This window comes from Bradyrhizobium sp. LjRoot220, assembly GCF_964252915.1.
Lineage (GTDB): Bacteria > Pseudomonadota > Alphaproteobacteria > Rhizobiales > Xanthobacteraceae > Bradyrhizobium.
In genome coordinates this window covers 193600-211221 of sequence record NZ_CAXUPS020000006.1, presented here as the reverse complement: position 1 = coordinate 211221, position 17622 = coordinate 193600, and the positions used below count along the sequence as shown (strand labels likewise).

At 64.8% G+C, this 17622-nt stretch carries 13 protein-coding genes; 10 read left to right on the top strand and 3 right to left on the bottom strand.

Annotation, left to right across the window (positions count from 1 at the left end; translation table 11 throughout):
- Positions 1-170: 170 nt before the first annotated feature.
- The 10 genes from rpsA (at position 171) to ACSQ84_RS24255 (ending at position 10373) form a co-directional block, all read left to right on the top strand.
- Positions 171-1871, top strand: a complete 1701-nt coding sequence (gene rpsA / locus ACSQ84_RS24300) for a 30S ribosomal protein S1 (protein ID WP_192736228.1) — start codon at positions 171-173, stop codon at positions 1869-1871.
- A 294-nt stretch (positions 1872-2165) separates the two neighbouring features.
- Entirely contained in the window at positions 2166-3146 is a 981-nt protein-coding gene (gene sppA / locus ACSQ84_RS24295; RefSeq protein WP_436214254.1) for a signal peptide peptidase SppA, read from the top strand.
- 171 nt (positions 3147-3317) lie between these two features.
- Complete coding sequence (locus ACSQ84_RS24290; protein WP_074820867.1) at positions 3318-3623, top strand: integration host factor subunit beta; 306 nt, start codon at positions 3318-3320, stop codon at positions 3621-3623.
- A 193-nt stretch (positions 3624-3816) separates the two neighbouring features.
- Positions 3817-4209, top strand: a complete 393-nt coding sequence (locus ACSQ84_RS24285) for a lipopolysaccharide assembly protein LapA domain-containing protein (protein ID WP_436214253.1) — start codon at positions 3817-3819, stop codon at positions 4207-4209.
- A gap of 64 nt (positions 4210-4273) precedes the next feature.
- Positions 4274-4933, top strand: a complete 660-nt coding sequence (locus ACSQ84_RS24280; RefSeq protein ID WP_436214252.1) for a phosphoribosylanthranilate isomerase — start codon at positions 4274-4276, stop codon at positions 4931-4933.
- Positions 4930-6159, top strand: coding sequence for a tryptophan synthase subunit beta (gene trpB / locus ACSQ84_RS24275; protein ID WP_436214251.1), 1230 nt, complete (start codon positions 4930-4932; stop codon positions 6157-6159). Before ACSQ84_RS24280 ends, trpB begins: the two co-directional genes overlap by 4 nt.
- A gap of 226 nt (positions 6160-6385) precedes the next feature.
- Entirely contained in the window at positions 6386-7222 is an 837-nt protein-coding gene (gene trpA / locus ACSQ84_RS24270) for a tryptophan synthase subunit alpha (RefSeq protein WP_436214250.1), read from the top strand.
- Between the two features lie 102 nt (positions 7223-7324).
- Complete coding sequence (gene accD, locus ACSQ84_RS24265) at positions 7325-8266, top strand: acetyl-CoA carboxylase, carboxyltransferase subunit beta (RefSeq protein WP_436214249.1); 942 nt, start codon at positions 7325-7327, stop codon at positions 8264-8266.
- Positions 8263-9624: a bifunctional folylpolyglutamate synthase/dihydrofolate synthase gene (locus ACSQ84_RS24260; RefSeq protein ID WP_436214248.1), complete on the top strand. Its 1362-nt coding sequence runs from the start codon at positions 8263-8265 to the stop codon at positions 9622-9624. The genes accD and ACSQ84_RS24260 overlap by 4 nt, the downstream gene beginning before the upstream one ends.
- A gap of 8 nt (positions 9625-9632) precedes the next feature.
- A complete protein-coding gene (locus tag ACSQ84_RS24255) occupies positions 9633-10373 on the top strand; it encodes a metallophosphoesterase family protein (RefSeq protein ID WP_436214247.1) in 741 nt (246 codons plus the stop codon).
- Between the two features lie 161 nt (positions 10374-10534).
- Here the strand turns inward: ACSQ84_RS24255 and trxA are convergent, their stop codons facing one another.
- From trxA to addB, 3 genes are all read right to left on the bottom strand, one after another.
- Complete coding sequence (trxA, locus tag ACSQ84_RS24250; RefSeq protein ID WP_436214246.1) at positions 10535-10855, bottom strand: thioredoxin; 321 nt, start codon at positions 10853-10855, stop codon at positions 10535-10537.
- A gap of 68 nt (positions 10856-10923) precedes the next feature.
- The gene (gene addA, locus ACSQ84_RS24245; protein WP_436214245.1) at positions 10924-14436 is read right to left on the bottom strand and encodes a double-strand break repair helicase AddA; all 3513 of its coding nucleotides are present in this window, start codon (positions 14434-14436) and stop codon (positions 10924-10926) included.
- A complete protein-coding gene (addB, locus tag ACSQ84_RS24240) occupies positions 14430-17570 on the bottom strand; it encodes a double-strand break repair protein AddB (protein ID WP_436214244.1) in 3141 nt (1046 codons plus the stop codon). The genes addA and addB overlap by 7 nt, the downstream gene beginning before the upstream one ends.
- Positions 17571-17622 lie beyond the last annotated feature (52 nt).

Here is a 17622-nt window from a genome sequence, read left to right as displayed (position 1 = left end):
CTCGTTTCAGGCTCCGGATAAATCAACGTACCGAACGTGCAGGCATGCTGCCGGCCCGCTATTTGCGATTTCCCGCAAACGGCGGTCGTTAGGGTTTGCGGACCCCTGACACTTCACGCGCGATACGCCCTTAACCCGAATGGCCGGCGATACCCGCATCTGGAGAACAAATGGCTTCGACTGCTGCTTCTTATAATCCTACCCGCGACGATTTCGCTGCGATGCTGGACGAGTCCTTCGCCGGCGGCAATTTGCAGGAAAGCTCCGTCATCAAGGGCAAGGTAGTTGCAATTGAAAAGGACATGGCCGTCATCGACGTCGGCCTGAAGACGGAAGGCCGCGTGGCGCTGCGTGAATTCGCAGGGCCCGGCCGCGACAGCGAACTCAAGGTTGGCGACGAAGTCGAGGTGTTCCTCGACCGGATCGAGAATGCGCTCGGCGAAGCCGTGCTGTCGCGCGACAAGGCGCGCCGCGAGGAAAGCTGGGGCAAGCTTGAGAAGGCCTTCAACAACAACGAGAAGGTTCACGGCGTCATCTTCAACCAGGTCAAGGGCGGCTTCACCGTCGATCTCGACGGCGCGGTGGCCTTCCTGCCCCGTTCGCAGGTCGACATCCGCCCGATCCGCGACGTCGCGCCGCTGATGAACAATTCGCAGCCGTTCCAGATCCTCAAGATGGATCGCCGCCGCGGCAACATCGTGGTGTCGCGCCGCACGGTTCTCGAAGAGACCCGCGCCGAGCAGCGCCAGGAGCTGGTGCAGAATCTCGAAGAGGGTCAGGTGATCGACGGCGTGGTCAAGAACATCACCGATTACGGTGCGTTCGTTGATCTCGGCGGCATCGACGGCCTGCTCCACGTCACCGATATCGCCTGGCGCCGGGTCAATCACCCGACCGAGGTGCTCACCATCGGCCAGACCGTCAAGGTCAAGATCATCAAGATCAACCACGAGACCCACCGTATCTCGCTCGGCATGAAGCAGCTGCTGGACGATCCGTGGCAGGGCATCGAGGCGAAGTATCCGCTCAATGCACGCTTCACCGGCCGCGTCACCAACATCACCGACTACGGCGCGTTCGTCGAACTGGAGCCGGGCATCGAAGGCCTGATCCACGTCTCGGAAATGTCGTGGACCAAGAAGAACATGCACCCCGGCAAGATCGTTTCGACCTCGCAGGAAGTCGAAGTGCAGGTTCTCGAAGTGGATTCGGTCAAGCGCCGCATCTCGCTCGGCCTCAAGCAGACCATGCGCAATCCCTGGGAAGTTTTCGTCGAGAAGTTCCCGGTCGGTGCGACCGTCGAAGGCGAAGTCAAGAACAAGACCGAGTTCGGGCTGTTCCTGGGTCTCGACGGCGACGTCGACGGCATGGTTCATCTGTCCGACCTCGACTGGAAGCTTCCGGGCGAACAGGTGATCGACAACTTCAAGAAGGGCGACATGGTCAAGGCCGTGGTGCTCGACGTCGATGTCGAAAAGGAGCGCATCTCGCTCGGCGTCAAGCAGCTCGAAGGCGACCCCTTCGCAGAGCCGGGCGACGTCAAGAAGGGCGCGGTCGTGACCTGCGAAGTGCTCGAAGTGAAGGAAGCCGGTATCGAGGTGAAGATCTCGGGTACCGATTTCTCCACCTTCATCAAGCGGTCGGAACTCGCCCGCGATCGCAACGACCAGCGCGCCGAGCGTTTCGCCGTCGGCGAGAAGGTCGATGCCCGCGTGATCCAGTTCGACAAGAAGGCCCGCAAGGTGCAGGTCTCGATCAAGGCGCTGGAAGTTGCCGAAGAGAAGGAAGCCATCGCGCAGTACGGCTCCTCCGATTCGGGAGCGACGCTGGGCGACATCCTCGGCACCGCGCTCAAGAACCGCGACAAGTAAGCACAGCTTCCCTGTCCTAAGTACACCAGGCCCCGGTTTCGACCGGGGCCTTTTTTGTTGCTCCACTGTCGTCCCGGCCTTGAGCCGGGACCCATAGCCACCGTCTGAAGTTTCGCGGAAGGTATCTGCCAGCCTGCCATCCCGACAAATCACGCGGTATGGGTCCCCGCGTTCGCGGGGACGACAAGCGCAGGAGCCTTGTTTTCTTCATATTGCATCGCAATTGATGTAATTGGATAACGCGCTGGTGACGCTGCGAAGGCAAAACGCGCTGCTGACCTCAGGAGAAATTCGATGTCGCTCGATTCGGACGTGATCGTCGATCGCCGCAGGATACGCCGCAAGCTGACCTTCTGGCGCCTGGTGGCGGCCGTGGTCGTGCTTGCTGCGGTCGTCGCCGTCGGGGTGCTCGCGACACCCGCCGGCCGCTCGTCGCTGGCGGTGTCGGGCTCGATTGCTCGCGTCAATATCGAAGGTCTGATCCGCAGCGATCTGCAGCGCGTCGAGGCGCTGGAGCGGCTGGAGAAATCGTCGGCCGCGGCCGTCATCGTGCATATCAATTCGCCGGGCGGCACCACCGCCGGCTCCGAGCAACTCTACGATGCGCTGGTGCGGCTCAAGGCCAAGAAGCCGCTGGTCGTGGTGGTCGAGGGCCTGGCCGCCTCGGGCGGTTACATTGGCGCGCTTGCGGCCGATCACATCATCGCCCAGCAGAGCTCTTTGGTCGGCTCGATCGGCGTGCTCTTTCAATTTCCGAATTTCACCGAATTGATGAAGACCGTCGGCGTCAAGGTCGAGGAAGTGAAATCCTCGCCGCTCAAGGCTGCGCCCAACGGGTTTGAACCGACCAGCCCGGAAGCGCGGGCGGCGCTCGACGCGCTGGTGAAGGATTCTTATGCATGGTTCCGTGAACTCGTGAAGGCGCGGCGCGGCATGGACGAGGCGTTGCTCGAAAAAGTCGCGGACGGGCGCGTGTTCACCGGCCGCCAGGCGGTCGAGCTGAAGCTGGTCGATCAACTCGGCGACGAGAAAACCGCGGTCGCATGGCTGGTCGCCGAAAAGAAGATCAAGAGCGACCTGCCGGTGCGTGATTTCAAGCTGACCCCGCGGTTCGGCGACATGACGTTCCTGCGTGCGGCCGCGTCCATCACCTTCGATGCGCTCGGACTTGGTGCGGTGGCGCGTCAGATCGAGCAGGCTGGCGTCACCGGGGCCGTCGATCAGCTGGCACTGGACGGCATGCTGGCGTTGTGGCGGCCCGCGGCCTCCAATTGAGCCGCGCAGGCGAGCTTTGGCGTGGTCCTCCCGCATTGCGGGTATTGTGACAAACCCCTTCCGGGCGATTTGTCACGTCATTTCGCATCGCCCAAAATTGATTTAGCGTCTTGACAGTGCAAGGCATTTTCACGGAAATGGAAGTCCGCATGACAGTGGACCCCAGTCTCGATGATCAAATCCGAACTTGTTCAGCGCATCGCCGAGCACAACCCGCACCTTTATCAGCGGGATGTGGAGAACATCGTGAACGCGATTCTCGATGAGATCGTCGCCGCCCTGGCGCGCGGCGACCGTGTCGAGCTCCGCGGTTTCGGCGCCTTCTCGGTCAAGCATCGTCCAGCCCGCGCAGGGCGCAATCCACGCACCGGCGCGCATGTGCCGGTCGACCAGAAGAGCGTCCCGTTTTTCAAGACGGGCAAGGAAATGCGCGAGCGGCTGAACCGCGAGGGCGGTGCGCCCGAGGCCGGCGCGTAACCATAGCGTTTTCAAGCGAAGTGGACCCGGTTCGCATGGCAATCAAAGTTTACGCAGATTGCGTAGACTTATCTGCGGTAGAAAACGCGTCAAGTAAAAGACGCCACCGGGTTCTGACGATCGGATGCCGTGTTGCGGGACACCTGCCCGCCGATGTTAGTTGTTTCGACAATCCGCACCGCGAGAGATGGTCATGCGAAAATTCATCACGGCGCTGGTCGTCATTCCCTTAGGGCTCCTCTTCATCGTCTTCGCGGTCGCCAACCGCCATTTCGTGACGGTGTCGTTCGATCCGTTCAACTCCGTCAACCCGTCGCTCGCAGTGTCGATGCCACTGTTCGTCGTGATCATTGCCGTGGCGATTTTGGGGGTCGCGGCGGGCGGCATGGCGACCTGGTTCCGCCAGCGCCACTGGCGCCGCGCGGCGCGGCGGCACGAGGCCGATGCTCGCCGGGCGCGGTCGGAAACAGCCGATCTGCGCGCCGCCGCGGCGGTCTCCCGGGCCGGCATGCCGCAGCTTGCGGCACCGGCGCAACGCGGCATTTACGGGGCCGCCGGGCGAGACAAGCAGGGCGCGACGTTGTAGAACCCGCCCAATCAGCTCCGTTGCAACCCGTATTTGGCGGCTTGAAAGCCGCGCCTGAGAGCCCATGTCCCTGCTCGTCAAAATTTGCGGCCTCTCCACGCGCGAGACGCTCGACGTCGCGCTCGGGGCTGGCGCTGACATGGTGGGTTTCGTGTTCTTCCCCCCGTCGCCGCGGCATCTCAGCCTCGAGACCGCGCGCGAGCTCGGCCAGCAGGCCAAGGGCCGCGCCGTCAAGGTCGCGCTCACTGTCGATGCCGACGACGCGACGCTCGAAAACATCGTCGAGACGCTGCGGCCGGACATTATGCAACTGCACGGCAAGGAAACCACCGCGCGGCTGCGCGACATCAGGCAGAAATTCGGCCTGCCGCTGATGAAGGCGTTGCCGGTCGAGACCGCGGCCGATCTGCTGCCGCTCGCGGGCTATGCCGATGTCGCCGACCGCATGCTGTTCGATGCCCGGGCGCCAAAAGAGGCCACCCGCCCGGGCGGGCTTGGCGCGGTGTTCGACTGGCAGCTACTTGAAAAGCTCGATCTCAAACTGCCGTTCATGGTCTCGGGCGGGCTTAACGCCGCCAACATTGCGGAAGCCGTTCGCGTCACCCGCGCCGGCGGCGTCGACGTGTCCTCGGGCGTCGAGCGTTCGCCCGGCGTCAAGGATCCCGAGATGATCCGCGACTTTATCCGCGCCGCGCGCGCCACCGAAGAATTGATGGTCCGATGAATCCAGCCTCACCAAGTTCGCTGCCAAACTCCTTCCGCAGCGGTCCCGACGAGCGCGGGCATTTCGGTAATTTCGGCGGACGCTTTGTCGCGGAAACACTGATGCCGCTGATCCTCGACCTGGAAAGGGCTTACGCCGCCGCCAAGGCCGACCCGTCGTTCCAGGCCGAGATGAACGGCTATCTCAAGGACTATGTCGGCCGGCCATCGCCGCTGTATTTCGCCGAGCGCCTGACCGAGCATCTCGGCGGCGCGAAGGTTTATTTCAAGCGCGAGGAACTCAACCACACCGGTTCGCACAAGGTGAACAACGTGCTCGGCCAGATCATGGTCGCGCGCCGCATGGGCAAGAAGCGCATCATCGCCGAGACCGGCGCCGGCCAGCACGGCGTCGCCACCGCGACGCTGTGCGCGCGGTTCGGGCTGGAATGCATCGTCTATATGGGCGCGGTCGACGTCGCGCGTCAGGCGCCGAACGTGTTCCGCATGGAGATGCTGGGCGCCAAGGTTATTCCGGTTCAATCCGGAACCCGCACGCTCAAGGATGCGATGAACGAAGCGCTGCGCGACTGGGTCACCAACGTGCACAACACCTTCTATTGTATCGGCACGGTGGCGGGCCCGCATCCCTATCCGATGATGGTGCGCGACTTCCAGTCCGTCATCGGCGAGGAGACCCGCGCGCAGATGCAGGAGGCCGAGGGCCGGTTGCCGGATTCGCTCATCGCCTGCATCGGCGGCGGCTCCAACGCGATGGGGCTGTTTCATCCGTTCCTTGACGATCCCTCGGTCGAGATTTTCGGCGTAGAGGCTGCCGGTCACGGCCTGACGCAGCTGCACGCGGCTTCGATCGCGGGCGGCCGGGCCGGCGTGCTGCACGGCAACCGTACTTATTTGCTGATGGACGATGACGGCCAGATCCAGGACGCCCATTCGATCTCGGCCGGGCTGGACTATCCCGGCATCGGGCCGGAGCATTCCTGGCTCTATGAAACCGGACGGGTCACCTACCTCAGCGCCACCGACGACGAGGCGCTCGCCGCGTTCCAGTTGCTGTCGCGCCAGGAAGGCATCATCCCCGCGCTGGAATCCGCGCATGCCATCGCCAAGGTGATGGACCTGGCGCCGAAGCGGCCCAGGGATCACCTGATGGTCGTCAATCTCTCCGGCCGCGGCGACAAGGATATCCCGCAGGTCGCCGAAATTTTGAAGGGTGAGAAGCAGTGATGATCGCTTGCATCGAGCCCGTGGAGAGAGCCCTCCCCCGCAAGCGGGAGAGGGAACGCACCGCCGCTGCCGCACGCGGTTCTCTTACAAATCATCGATTTCCCGTTGTTTTGAAAAGACCATCGCCGCGCCGCGCTGCGCCCCCTCTCCCGCTTGCGGGGGAGGGTTGGGGTGGGGGTGTCTCCGCGGGCGAAGTTTTCGGTAAGAGCACAGCGAGCGCCGCAGCATGACCACCCGTATCGATGCCCGCTTCGCCGAACTCGCCAAAGAGGGCCGCTCGGCTTTCGTCACCTTCCTGATGGCCGGCGATCCCGATCCGCAAACCTCGCTCGACATCCTCAAGGCGCTGCCGAAGGCCGGTGCCGACATGATCGAGATCGGCATGCCCTTTACCGATCCGATGGCGGACGGGCCGTCGATCCAGGCCGCGGGTCTGCGCGCGCTGAAGGCCGGCATGACGCTGAAGAAGACGCTGGAGATGGTGCGCGGCTTCCGCAAGGATGACGACACCACGCCGCTGGTGCTGATGGGGTATTACAATCCGATCTACATCTACGGCGTCGACAAGTTCCTCGCCGACGCCAGGACCGCCGGCGTCGATGGCCTGATCATCGTCGATCTGCCGCCGGAAGAAGACGACGAACTGTGCCTGCCGGCGATGAAGGCCGGGCTGAATTTCATCCGGCTGGCGACGCCGACCACCGACGACAAGCGCCTGCCGGCGGTGCTCGCGAACACCTCGGGCTTTGTCTATTACGTCGCGATCACGGGCATCACCGGCAGCGGTAGCGCCGATTCCGGGGTGGTCGGCGAAGCCGTGGCCCGAATCAAGCGGCATACCAAGTTGCCGGTCTGCGTCGGCTTCGGCATCAGGACGCCGGATGCCGCGCGCGCGATCGCCGAGAATGCCAATGGCGCCGTGGTCGGCACCGCGCTGGTCGATGCCCTTAGCGGCAGCCTCGACGCCGAGGGCCGCGCGACCGCCAAAACCGTTCCGGCCGTTGCCGATCTGGTTGCCGCGCTGGCGCAGGGCGTGCGGGGCGCCAAACAGGCCGCAGAATAAGCTATAATTGCGTAGAATGAGGCGCTGCCTGCGGCTTGCCGGGCCTTGTCCGGGCCGCCATATATCCCAGTCGATGCGTTCAACCGCATTTCGGAGCGAAACATGAATTGGCTCACCAACGTCGTCCGGCCGAAGATCCGCAGCATCCTGCGCCGCGAGACGCCGGAGAATTTGTGGATCAAGTGCCCGGATTCCGGGCAGCTGGTGTTCTACAAGGACGTCGAGGCCAACCAGTTCGTGATTCCCGGCTCGAACTACCACATGCGCATGGGCGCGGTGGCGCGGCTGAAATCGATCTTCGACAACGAGACCTGGTACGACATCGCGCTGCCTGAGGTGACCGCCGATCCGCTGAAATTTCGCGACGAGCGCAAATATGCCGACCGGATCAAGGATGCCCGCGCAAAAACCGGGTTGAACGACGCCATCAAGGTCGGCTACGGCAAGCTCGAAGGCGCCGGCGTTGTCGTCGCGGTGCAGGATTTCGATTTCATGGGCGGTTCGCTCGGCATGGCCGCCGGGGAGGCGATCGTGCGCGGGCTCGAGCTTGCGGTCGAAAAGAAATCCCCGTTCATCGTGTTCGCCGCCTCCGGCGGCGCACGGATGCAGGAAGGCATTTTATCGCTGATGCAGATGCCGCGAACGACGGTCGGCGTGCAGATGCTGCGCGAAGCAAAACTGCCCTACATCGTGGTGCTGACCAATCCGACCACCGGCGGGGTTACCGCGTCCTACGCGATGCTGGGCGACGTGCAGATCGCCGAGCCCGGCGCGCTGATCGGATTCGCCGGGGCGCGCGTCATCGAACAGACCATTCGCGAAAAACTGCCGGAAGGTTTTCAGCGCGCCGAGTATCTGCGCGACCATGGCATGATCGACATGGTGGTGCATCGCCATGAAATGCGCCCCACCTTGGCGCGGCTGTGCCGGCTGCTGACGAAATCGCCGGCGCTTGATGGCGCCTCGAAAGCGGTGCTGCAGGTTACCGATCCGGCCCAGATCGTCTCGGCGCCGGAAGCGGTGCAGGCCGCACCTCACGCGTGAACAAACCCGCCGCCAAACCGCAGCTCGACGAATTGATCGCGCGGCTGTCGGCGCTCCATCCCAAACGCATCGATCTCAGCCTCGATCGCATGCACGCGCTGCTGGCGCGGCTCGATCACCCCGAAAGCAAGCTGCCGCCGGTGATCCATGTCGCCGGCACCAACGGCAAGGGTTCGACCATTGCTTACCTGCGCGCGATCCTGGAAGCCGCAGGCCTGCGCGTCCACGTCTATACCTCGCCCTATCTGGTGCGGCTCAACGAATGTTTTCGTCTGGGCCGCAGCGGCGGCGGCGTGCTGGTGGACGACGATGGATTGTGCGCCGTGCTGGAGCATTGCGAACGGGCCAACGATGGCGATCCGATCACGATATTCGAGATTGAGACCGCGGCGGCGTTTTGTCTGTTCGCGCAGCATCCGGCCGATGTCGTACTGCTGGAAGTCGGCCTCGGCGGCCGGCTCGACGCCACCAATGTGGTCGACGCGCCGCTCGCGAGCGTGATCGCGCCGGTCAGCATGGACCATACGGAATTCCTCGGCAATTCGCTGACCGAGATTGCCGGTGAGAAGGCCGCGATCATCAAACGCACAGCGCCGGTGGTTTGCGCCGAGCAGGCGCCGGAAGCGATGGCGGTGATCGAGGCGCAGGCCATCCGCATGCGCGCGCCGCTGCATGCGGCCGGCCAGCAATGGCATGTCAGCGTCGAGCGCGGCCGGCTGGTCTATCAGGACGATCGCGGCCTGATGGATCTGGTGGCGCCAAAACTGTTCGGCCGGCATCAGTTCGACAATGCCGGGCTTGCGATCGCGACCTTGCGTGCGCTCGACGCGTTCAAGATCGGCATGCCCCATTTCGAGGCCGGCATCGTCAACGCCGAATGGCCGGCGCGGATGCAGCGGCTGGTTTCGGGTACGCTGGTCGAGCAGGGACCGCCGGGCTGCGAGATCTGGCTCGATGGCGGGCACAATGCCGAAGGCGGGCGGGTCGCCGCCGCGGCACTGGGCGATCTCGAAGAGCGGGTGTCGCGGCCGCTGGTCGTCATCACAGGCATGATGGCGAACAAGGATGCGGGCGCGTTCCTCGCCAATTTCGCCGGGCTGACGCGCCATATCATGGCGGTGCCGATACCCGGTCGCGACAAGGCAAGCGTGATGGCAATGGCGGCGTCGATGCCGCTCGACCGGCTGGCGGATGCCGCCCGCGCCCTCGGTATGCGCGTGGAAAACGCCGCCAGTGTCGAAGCGGCGCTGCGTACGCTGGCGAGCCTTGCCTATGAAATCCCGCCGCGTATTCTGATTACGGGCTCGCTCTACCTCGCCGGCCACGTGCTGGCCGCCAACGGCACGCCGCCGGGATAGGTTGATTGATGCGTTTTGCTGCGATTGCCGACGTGCACGGAAACTATCTCGCGCTGGAAGCCGTGATTGCCGATATCCGCGCGCAGGGCGTCGAAGAGATCGTCAATCTCGGCGACATGGCGAGCGGACCGCTTGATGCGCGGTTGACGATGGACGCCTTGATGGCGCTCGATGCGGTGCACGTGCTCGGCAATCATGATCGCTATCTGCTTGACCGCCCCCCGGAAAAGATGGGGTCGTGGGATCGCCGGGCGCATGCGCAACTCGACCAGGCTCATCTCGACTGGCTGCGCGCGGTGCCGCCGACGCGCGTCTACCGCGACCTTGTGTTTCTCTGCCACGCGACGCCGGCGCATGACGAGGTCTATTGGCTGGAGACCGTGATGCCGGACGGCGCCGTTTGCATGGCCTCGCTCGATGCGATCGAGAAGCAGGCCGCTGGAATTACGCAGCCGCTGATCCTGTGCGCACATACCCACATCGCGCGCGCCGTCCGGCTTCGCGACGGGCGCCTGATCGTCAATCCCGGCAGTGTCGGCTCGCCCGGCTATCGCGACACCCATCCGTTTCCGCATGTCATCGAAGCCGGCACGCCGGATGCGCGCTACGCGATCCTCGAATTGGCCGACGGCCATTGGCACGTGACGTTCCGCCATGTGCCCTACGACCACGAGGCGATGGCGGCGCTGGCGCGACAGAACGGCCAGTCGGAACTGGCGTCGGCGCTGGCGACGGGGTGGATCAGATAAGTTCGTAGTTCGTAGCCCGGATGGAGCGAAGCGCAATCCGGGGTTCGGTATCCGCGGTACGACTCTCCCGGATTACGCTTCGCTCCATCCGGGCTACGGGCTCAAAACAAAACGGCCGGCTATTCGCCGGCCGCTTCGGAAAAAATATCGATCTAAGCAAATCAGACCGCAGCTGATATCCACTGCTGCAGCTTCGCCTTCGGCGCGGCGCCGACCTGGCGCGAGGCCATCTCGCCGCCCTTGAAGATCATCAGGGTCGGGATCGACATCACGCCGTATTTCGAGGCCGTCTTCGGGCTCTCGTCGACGTTCAGCTTCACGATCTTGACCTTGTCGCCCATGGCGCCGGAAATCTCGTCGAGCGCAGGTGCGATCATGCGGCAGGGGCCGCACCATTCAGCCCAGAAATCGACGACCACCGGCCCGGTCGCGTTGAGCACTTCGGCTTCGAAATCGGCGTCAGAAACCTTGCCAACGGCCATGGGAATACCTCGTTCGGTTGGAAACAGCGGCGCGGATGAGAATCGCGCCCGTCAGGATATCGGCAAACCTATGAACGCGATCTTGCCGGGTCAAGCGCGGTCACGCCGAGATGATAGGATGCCAGTGCCGCGTCCAGCGCGGGGGCAGGAATCTCCATCAAATCAGGCGTTTCGGTCCAAAGCAGCGCGGCCCGGACCGGCAGCTGGGGATAAAGTTTTGCCAGCACCGCCCGGTACAGCGCGAGCTGGCGGACATAGCCGCGCGGAGCCTCGGCAACCAGCCTGGACGGGGCGTGGTTGGTCTTGTAGTCCACGATCAAGACTTCCCGCTCGGTCACCACCAGCCGGTCGATCTGCCCGGAAACCAGCGCCGGCGACTGCTCGGGCCAGTCGAGCCGACCGACGATCGAGACCTCGGCCCGGCTGCCGGGCGCAAAAGCCTGCGCAAAGCGCGCATCCGCAATCAGCCCCAGCGCCTTTTCCGCCAGCGTGAGCCGTTCGTCCTCGGTCCAGCCGTCGGCGTTTCGCGCCAGATACGACAGCGCGGCCTCGCGGCGGCGCTCTGCGGCGATATCGGGCAGCGACTGCAGCAGTCGGTGCACCAGCGTGCCGCGCTTGAGCGCCTTGGCGCGGAGCAGGATCGATTCGCCTGAGCGGACCGGATGGCCATCGCCGTCAGCGGGATCGGAGGGACGCAGCAGGCTTTCGGTCCGCGGTTCGGCCGCGACCGGTGCGAGCAGCCATGGCGGCAGCTCGGTCGCCGCCTCAACTATCCGCGCGGACGCCGCCTCCGGCGTGGGCGCGGCATCCTCGGGGCCCACGTACCGCTTTACAGCGCCGGCCGGCGTCTCGATTTCCTCAAGCCGCAATCCGGAATTGGCGAGGCCCTTGGCAATAAGGTCGTACCAGGAGTTCGTCCTCACATTGTTCACGTTGCCGGGCTTGCAGCCACCGACGATCAGGCGGTCGGCCGCGCGCGTCATCGCCACATAGAGCAGGCGGCGGTATTCATCTTCGGTCTCATCCAACATGGCGATGCGCGCGTTGGCGACGCCGACCGGGTCATCCGCCTTCTTGCCGGCCCAGACCACGACCTTGCCGCTGTCGCCGCGCGGCAAATGAATGAGCCTCAGCCGCTGCGTGTCTTGAGGGGACGTCGTGGTGTCGGCCAGGAACACCACCGAGGCTTCCAGTCCCTTGGCGCCGTGCACCGTCATCACGCGCACCTCGTCGCGCGAGATTTCCATATCGCGCTTCACTTCGAGGTCGGCGGTGCGGAGCCATGCCATAAACCCCTGCAGCGAGGCCGGTGCCTTGCGTTCATAGGAAAGCGCGAGTTCAAGAAATTCGTCGAGCGCGTCGTTGGCTTCATGGCCCAGACGTTTGAGAATTCGCCGCCTGCCGCCGTCGCCGCCAAGCAGCCAGGCATAGAAGCTGAACGGCGTCTCGTGCAGGCCACGGCGTTCGCATTGATCGAGGCGTTCACGCGTGTGTTCGATCCGTGGGTCGGTTGCGGCGTGGATATTCAACGCCTCGCGCAAGGACCCCTTGCGGTCGCGCGCCAGCTTGAACAAATCGTCGTCGGTGAGCCCGAACAGCGGGCTTTTCAGGGCCACCGCGAGCGCCAGATCGTCCTGCGGCAGCAGCAGCGCGTCGGCGAGGTTCATCAGGTCGATGATCGCGATGTGCTCGGTGAGCTTCAAGCGGTCGGCGCCGGCGACCGGGATGTTGGCGTGCTTCAGCGCCTGGATGACGGCGTCGAACAAATTGCCGCGCCGGCGCACCAGCACCAGCACGTCGCCATAGCTCAGGCGCCGCCGGCTGCCGGCATGGCCCGTCATCGTGCCGCCCTGCACCAGCGCCTTGATCTCGGCCTGGATGCGTTTGGATAGCTTGACCTCGGGGCTCGTGACCGAGACGCCATCGAACGGCGCGCGCCAGCCTTCGATGTCCTGCTTGTCGTCAGCTATCGCCAGATCCCAGAGATCGATGGTGCTGGGGCCGGCGTCTTCGAGCCAGGAGTGCACGGGATAGGCATTTTCCGCATGGATGCTGCGATAGATCGCCTCATCGCGGAATACATGATCGACCGATTGCAGGATCACCGGTCCCGAGCGGAACGAATAGGTAAAGGAGACCGGATCGAATTTCAGCCCGGCGTCCTCGAATTTTGTCTTCAACTGCTGGCGTCGCGCGGCGAACTGGTGCGGGTCCGCGCCCTGGAACGAGAAGATCGACTGCTTTTCGTCGCCGACCGCAAACACCGTGCGTACGACGCCGTCGCGCGCCCCGGCGCCGGAAGTGAATTCCGAGATGATGTGCGCGACGATGTCCCACTGCCGCGGGCTGGTGTCCTGCGCCTCGTCGATCAGCACGTGATCGACGCCGCGGTCGAGCTTGTAATGCACCCAGCCGGAGGAGACGCGGTCCAGCATCGCCAGCGTCTTGTCGATCAGGTCGTCATAGTCGAGCAGGCCGCGCTCCAGCTTCTCGCGCTCATAGTTCGCCGCCGCGGCGGTCGCGATGTACAGCAGCGCCTCGGTGCGGTCGCGGACAAGGATTGCGCGACGCTTTTCGATCAAGGGCGCAAGACGAAGCGCCTCGGACTCGAACAGGCGGCCGATCGCCATATTGTTGTCGACGAATTTCCTGGTCACCACCGCTTTTCGCGGTGCGCGTTCGTCGGTGAGGAATATGCCGAGATAGGTGTCGACCTGCGCGGCGCCGGTAGTCATCAGCGCCTCACGAAGCCGGGCGGCCTGATCCTGATCGGTCTTGTTGGCGGTATCGAGAATGCCCGCGATCTCCTGCCATCGCGATCTCGGCAGGTTCGGACCGTCGACGATGTCGCGCTCGACATCCTCGATCCGGTCGGCCGCGGTGACGCCAAGTGCCGCGGACATCTCGCGCGCCGCGGCCTCCGAGCTGCCGGCCGCCTTGGTCCAGGCCAAAAACTGATCGCGGCTCAGGCACGCCTCGCGCACCACGTCCTTGAGCGTGACGTCGGCGGCGCTCGCCATCGCGGTATTGAGCGCACGGCCCGCGGCGCTGTCGGGATCGCGCGAGGCTTCCAGCAAGACCGCCAGATTGGCGCGCTCCATCATCTCGTTCTGGTCGCGGTCATCGAGCACGGCGAAGCGCGCCGGCACGTTGGCCTCGAACGGAAATTGCTGCAGCAGCCGCGTGCACAGCGCGTGGATGGTCTGGACCTTGAGCCCGCCCGGCGTTTCCAGCGCGCAGGCGAACAGCTTGCGCGCCGATTGTCGCAGTCTGGCCGTTGGATGCCCGATGCCGGCTTCGCGGATCGCATCGTTCAGCGCATCGTCGCCGAGCGTGACCCAATGCCCGAGGGTCGTGAACACCCGCTCGGCCATGTTGGCCGCGGCGGCCTTGGTGAAGGTGATGCAGAGGATCTTTTCCGGCGGGACGTCGGCAAGCAGCAGCCGGATGACCCGCTGCACCAGCACATGCGTCTTGCCGGAGCCGGCATTCGCCGACACGAACGTGGAGGCGCCGGGATCGGACGCGCGCGCCTGGGTGGCGCGCACCGCATCGGGAATCGGGCGCAGGGCTTTCACCATTCCGGGATCTCCAGGCCGCCGGCCGCCGACCATTCCTTGATGCGGGCAAGATCGTCATAGGCGCCGTAGCGGCTCGCCCACATCGACAGGTTCAGCGAGGTATAGGCCTGGTTTTCGTCCTCGAATTTGCGGATCAGCTTTTCCAGCTCCTCCCGGGCATAGTCGGCGGCTGCATCCGGATGCTGCGGCGTCTCGTTCCTGATCTTCAGTTCGAGTGTCTTCTGCTCGCCTGGCGGATTGTTACCGCTGAGCCTGACATAGGCGAGCTGGCTGACCGATGCGCCCGCATCGATGCCGGGAAAACCGCCCTCGCGCAGGATCGCCGCTTCCAGCGTGAGCTGCGGCGACAGGCCCATGCGGACCTGCTTTCCTGTCGGCGGTTGTCCGGTCTTGTAATCGAGGATGGCGTAGGTGCCGTCATTGCGGCGTTCGATCCGGTCAGCGCGGGCCGATAGCGTGAAGGTACGATCATTGTCGAGTTGAATCTTGATCTCGCCCCGGGTCTCGGCGTCGATCGCGGCGACGTTGCCGCGCCGCACGGTTTCCCAGTCCGCAAACCATTGTGCGATACGCTGAAACCGCGGCCACCACAGCGCCCGGGCTTCGGGCCGTTCCATCAGGGGCTCAAAAAACTTGCGACCGATGTCGCGCAAGGCGCGCACGGGATCGTCGGGCAATTCATTGGCATGGGTCTGCGTGAACTCGCCGAGCGCGTCATGGATCGCCGAGCCGCGGTCGGCGGCCGACAGCGGCATGTCGACGGGATCGAGCGGATCGAGGCGCAGAATATACCGGGCATAGATCGTGTAGGGGTCGCGCAGCCAGTCCTCGATCGCCGTCACTGACAACCGGGTCGGACGCGTCTCGCGCGGCGGCTTTGGCGCGGGTTGCCGGATCGGTTCGATCTTGTAGGGCTGGTCGAGTTCGCCGGCGAAACGGACATATTTTTCGCCCGCCGCCGTTGCGGCGCCCCAGCGTTCCTCGCCCGCCACCGCTTCCAGCCGGTGCAGAAAGCGTGAGGCGACGGCCGGCGCGCCGCCGACCTTGGCGGAATGGGTCAGGATGACATCGGCGTGGCCGAGCAATTGCGCAAAGTCATGTGCTGACAGGCCGATGCGCCGCTCCGGCAGATCGAGGCCGAGCTGGTGGCGCATCGGCCGGCTCAGCCATGGATCGACGCGCGGCGCCGGCGGCCAGACGCCTTCGACCAGCCCGCCCAGAATCACGCGATCGGATTCGGTCAGCCGCGCTTCGAGCTGGCCGTAAATATGCAGCTGGGCATTTTCCGACTCCGGGCGCCGCACCATGCGGTCGGCGAACGCGGTCTGGAACACCTCCGGATAATCGCCAAGCTGGACCGTCAGCCCGCTTTGCTTCTGGTCGGCGAGCAGATCGTCAAACGCTGCCGCGAGCACCAGGCCCTGTTGCCCCTCGAACGCCACGGCCACGCCGTTCTGATCGCTCGAGAGCGCTGACAGCACCTCGCGATGCCGTTGCGCCAGCTCGGCGAAATCATACGGCTTCGACGGCGCGATGCTTTCCAGCGGCGCAAGCGCCGCCTGCAACGAATCGATCAATGACTGAACCTGATCGAGCGATTCGTCGCGAAGCCTGCTTCGCGGCTCGAGCGCATGCAGCGACGACGCCTCACCGCCGCGCAATTTCCGAAGTTCGTCGCGGAAGCGTGAGAAATCGCGCGCCAGGCCGCTGGTTCCCGCTTGCGGCCGGGTGCCGCGCAACAGCGCCAGTTCAAGCACCTCGATGCCGCGCTTCAGCTTGCCGTGCGGGCCGCCGAGCCGAAGCAGCGGATGTTTCAGCATCGCCAGCAGCGTCGGCGGCTCCAGTCCCTTCGCGGCCGCTTCAGCCGCCAATCGCGCGAAAATGCCGGCGGAAGTTTCCATCAGCGCGTCACCGCCGGAATCATCGAATGCGAGATTCCAGCGGCCGAGCGCCGCGGTCACCCGCCGTGCCAACGCGCGGTCCGGCGTCACCAGCGCGGCGGATTTGCCGAGGTGCCGCGCCTCGCGCATGGCGACCGCAATCGCCAACGCCTCCATCTCCGGATTGGGCGCCTCGACCACGGCGAGATCCTGCATGCCGGCCGCGATCCTTGCCGCGATCTCCGGCCGCTGCAGCCGGTCATGCCACTGCGCGGTCGCGCCCGACGGCCGCATCGTTTCGGAGACCAGCACTTCGCGCCCATCGGGGGCGGGATCGCCCAGGATTTCAACGTCGCCGCGTTTGATGCCGAGGCGATCGAGCAACGCATGCATCGCGTATTGCGGATGATTCGAGGCAGGCGGCGTGGTGAATCGACCCTGCGCGTCGCGGATGCCGCCGATGGATTGCCACGCCGCTTCATCGAGATCGGTATCGAGTCCCGGCAGCACGACGGCGCCGTGCGGCAGTTTTGCCACCGCGTGCAGGAATTTTGCGGTCGCCGGCATCGAGCCGGTGGAGCCCGCCGCGATCACCGGTCCACCGGGATATTTCGTCAGCCGCGCGGCTTCCGCGTCGATCAGCAGATCGCGCCGCGTCGCCGGTTCGATCTTCCTGATTTCGGCAAGATAGGCCGGCCACGCCTCGCGCGCGATCCGCAGGAACTCCAGCGAGTGCTGCCAATATTTGTCGAGCTGGTCCGGCACCAGGCCGTCGAGCGCGCTCCAGTCGACGCCGCGCGTCACCATGTCGTCGATCAGCCGCGCCAGATCGCCGGCGAGTGCCAGGGTGGATGCCGGGCCGCCGACCACCAGCGGCGCCGTCACCGGCGTCTTGGCCCATGCCGCCACGAGATGGGCAAGCGTCAGCCGGCGCTCGAGTTCACCAAGTTTGGGCGGCAGGTCGAGCGGCGCCGCGCCGCCATAGTCGCTCTCCTCGGCGAAGGCGAGTTCATCCTCGTCGATATCGCCAAGCGCCACGATGCGCGGCAGGATCGCCGCATCGGCCTTCAGCACATCGAGAAAGATCTCCCGCGCCATGCGGCCGGCGCGCCGGGTCGGCAGATAGAGCGTCGCCTGCGCCAGGTTCAACGGATTGTGGCGCGCTTCGAATCCCTCGACCAGCCGGCCATCCACCAGCGCGGCGATGACGGTTCGCAGAAGCGGCACGGAAACGGGAACGCTGAAAACGCGCATGGGCTGCCTGATTCGAGGTCAGGGCAATATAGGGAGTGATGGCGCGATGGTC

What these genes read in the sequence shown, in the direction of transcription:
- accD (WP_436214249.1), top strand. Translation starts at nt 7,325, where the DNA reads ATGAATTGGCTCACCAACGTCGTCCGGCCGAAGATCCGCAGCATCCTG.
- trpB (WP_436214251.1), top strand. Translation starts at nt 4,930, where the DNA reads ATGAATCCAGCCTCACCAAGTTCGCTGCCAAACTCCTTCCGCAGCGGT.
- ACSQ84_RS24290 (WP_074820867.1), top strand. Translation starts at nt 3,318, where the DNA reads ATGATCAAATCCGAACTTGTTCAGCGCATCGCCGAGCACAACCCGCAC.
- rpsA (WP_192736228.1), top strand. Translation starts at nt 171, where the DNA reads ATGGCTTCGACTGCTGCTTCTTATAATCCTACCCGCGACGATTTCGCT.
- sppA (WP_436214254.1), top strand. Translation starts at nt 2,166, where the DNA reads ATGTCGCTCGATTCGGACGTGATCGTCGATCGCCGCAGGATACGCCGC.
- ACSQ84_RS24285 (WP_436214253.1), top strand. Translation starts at nt 3,817, where the DNA reads ATGCGAAAATTCATCACGGCGCTGGTCGTCATTCCCTTAGGGCTCCTC.
- addA (WP_436214245.1), bottom strand. Translation starts at nt 14,436, where the DNA reads ATGGTGAAAGCCCTGCGCCCGATTCCCGATGCGGTGCGCGCCACCCAG.
- addB (WP_436214244.1), bottom strand. Translation starts at nt 17,570, where the DNA reads ATGCGCGTTTTCAGCGTTCCCGTTTCCGTGCCGCTTCTGCGAACCGTC.
- trxA (WP_436214246.1), bottom strand. Translation starts at nt 10,855, where the DNA reads ATGGCCGTTGGCAAGGTTTCTGACGCCGATTTCGAAGCCGAAGTGCTC.
- ACSQ84_RS24280 (WP_436214252.1), top strand. Translation starts at nt 4,274, where the DNA reads ATGTCCCTGCTCGTCAAAATTTGCGGCCTCTCCACGCGCGAGACGCTC.
- ACSQ84_RS24255 (WP_436214247.1), top strand. Translation starts at nt 9,633, where the DNA reads ATGCGTTTTGCTGCGATTGCCGACGTGCACGGAAACTATCTCGCGCTG.
- trpA (WP_436214250.1), top strand. Translation starts at nt 6,386, where the DNA reads ATGACCACCCGTATCGATGCCCGCTTCGCCGAACTCGCCAAAGAGGGC.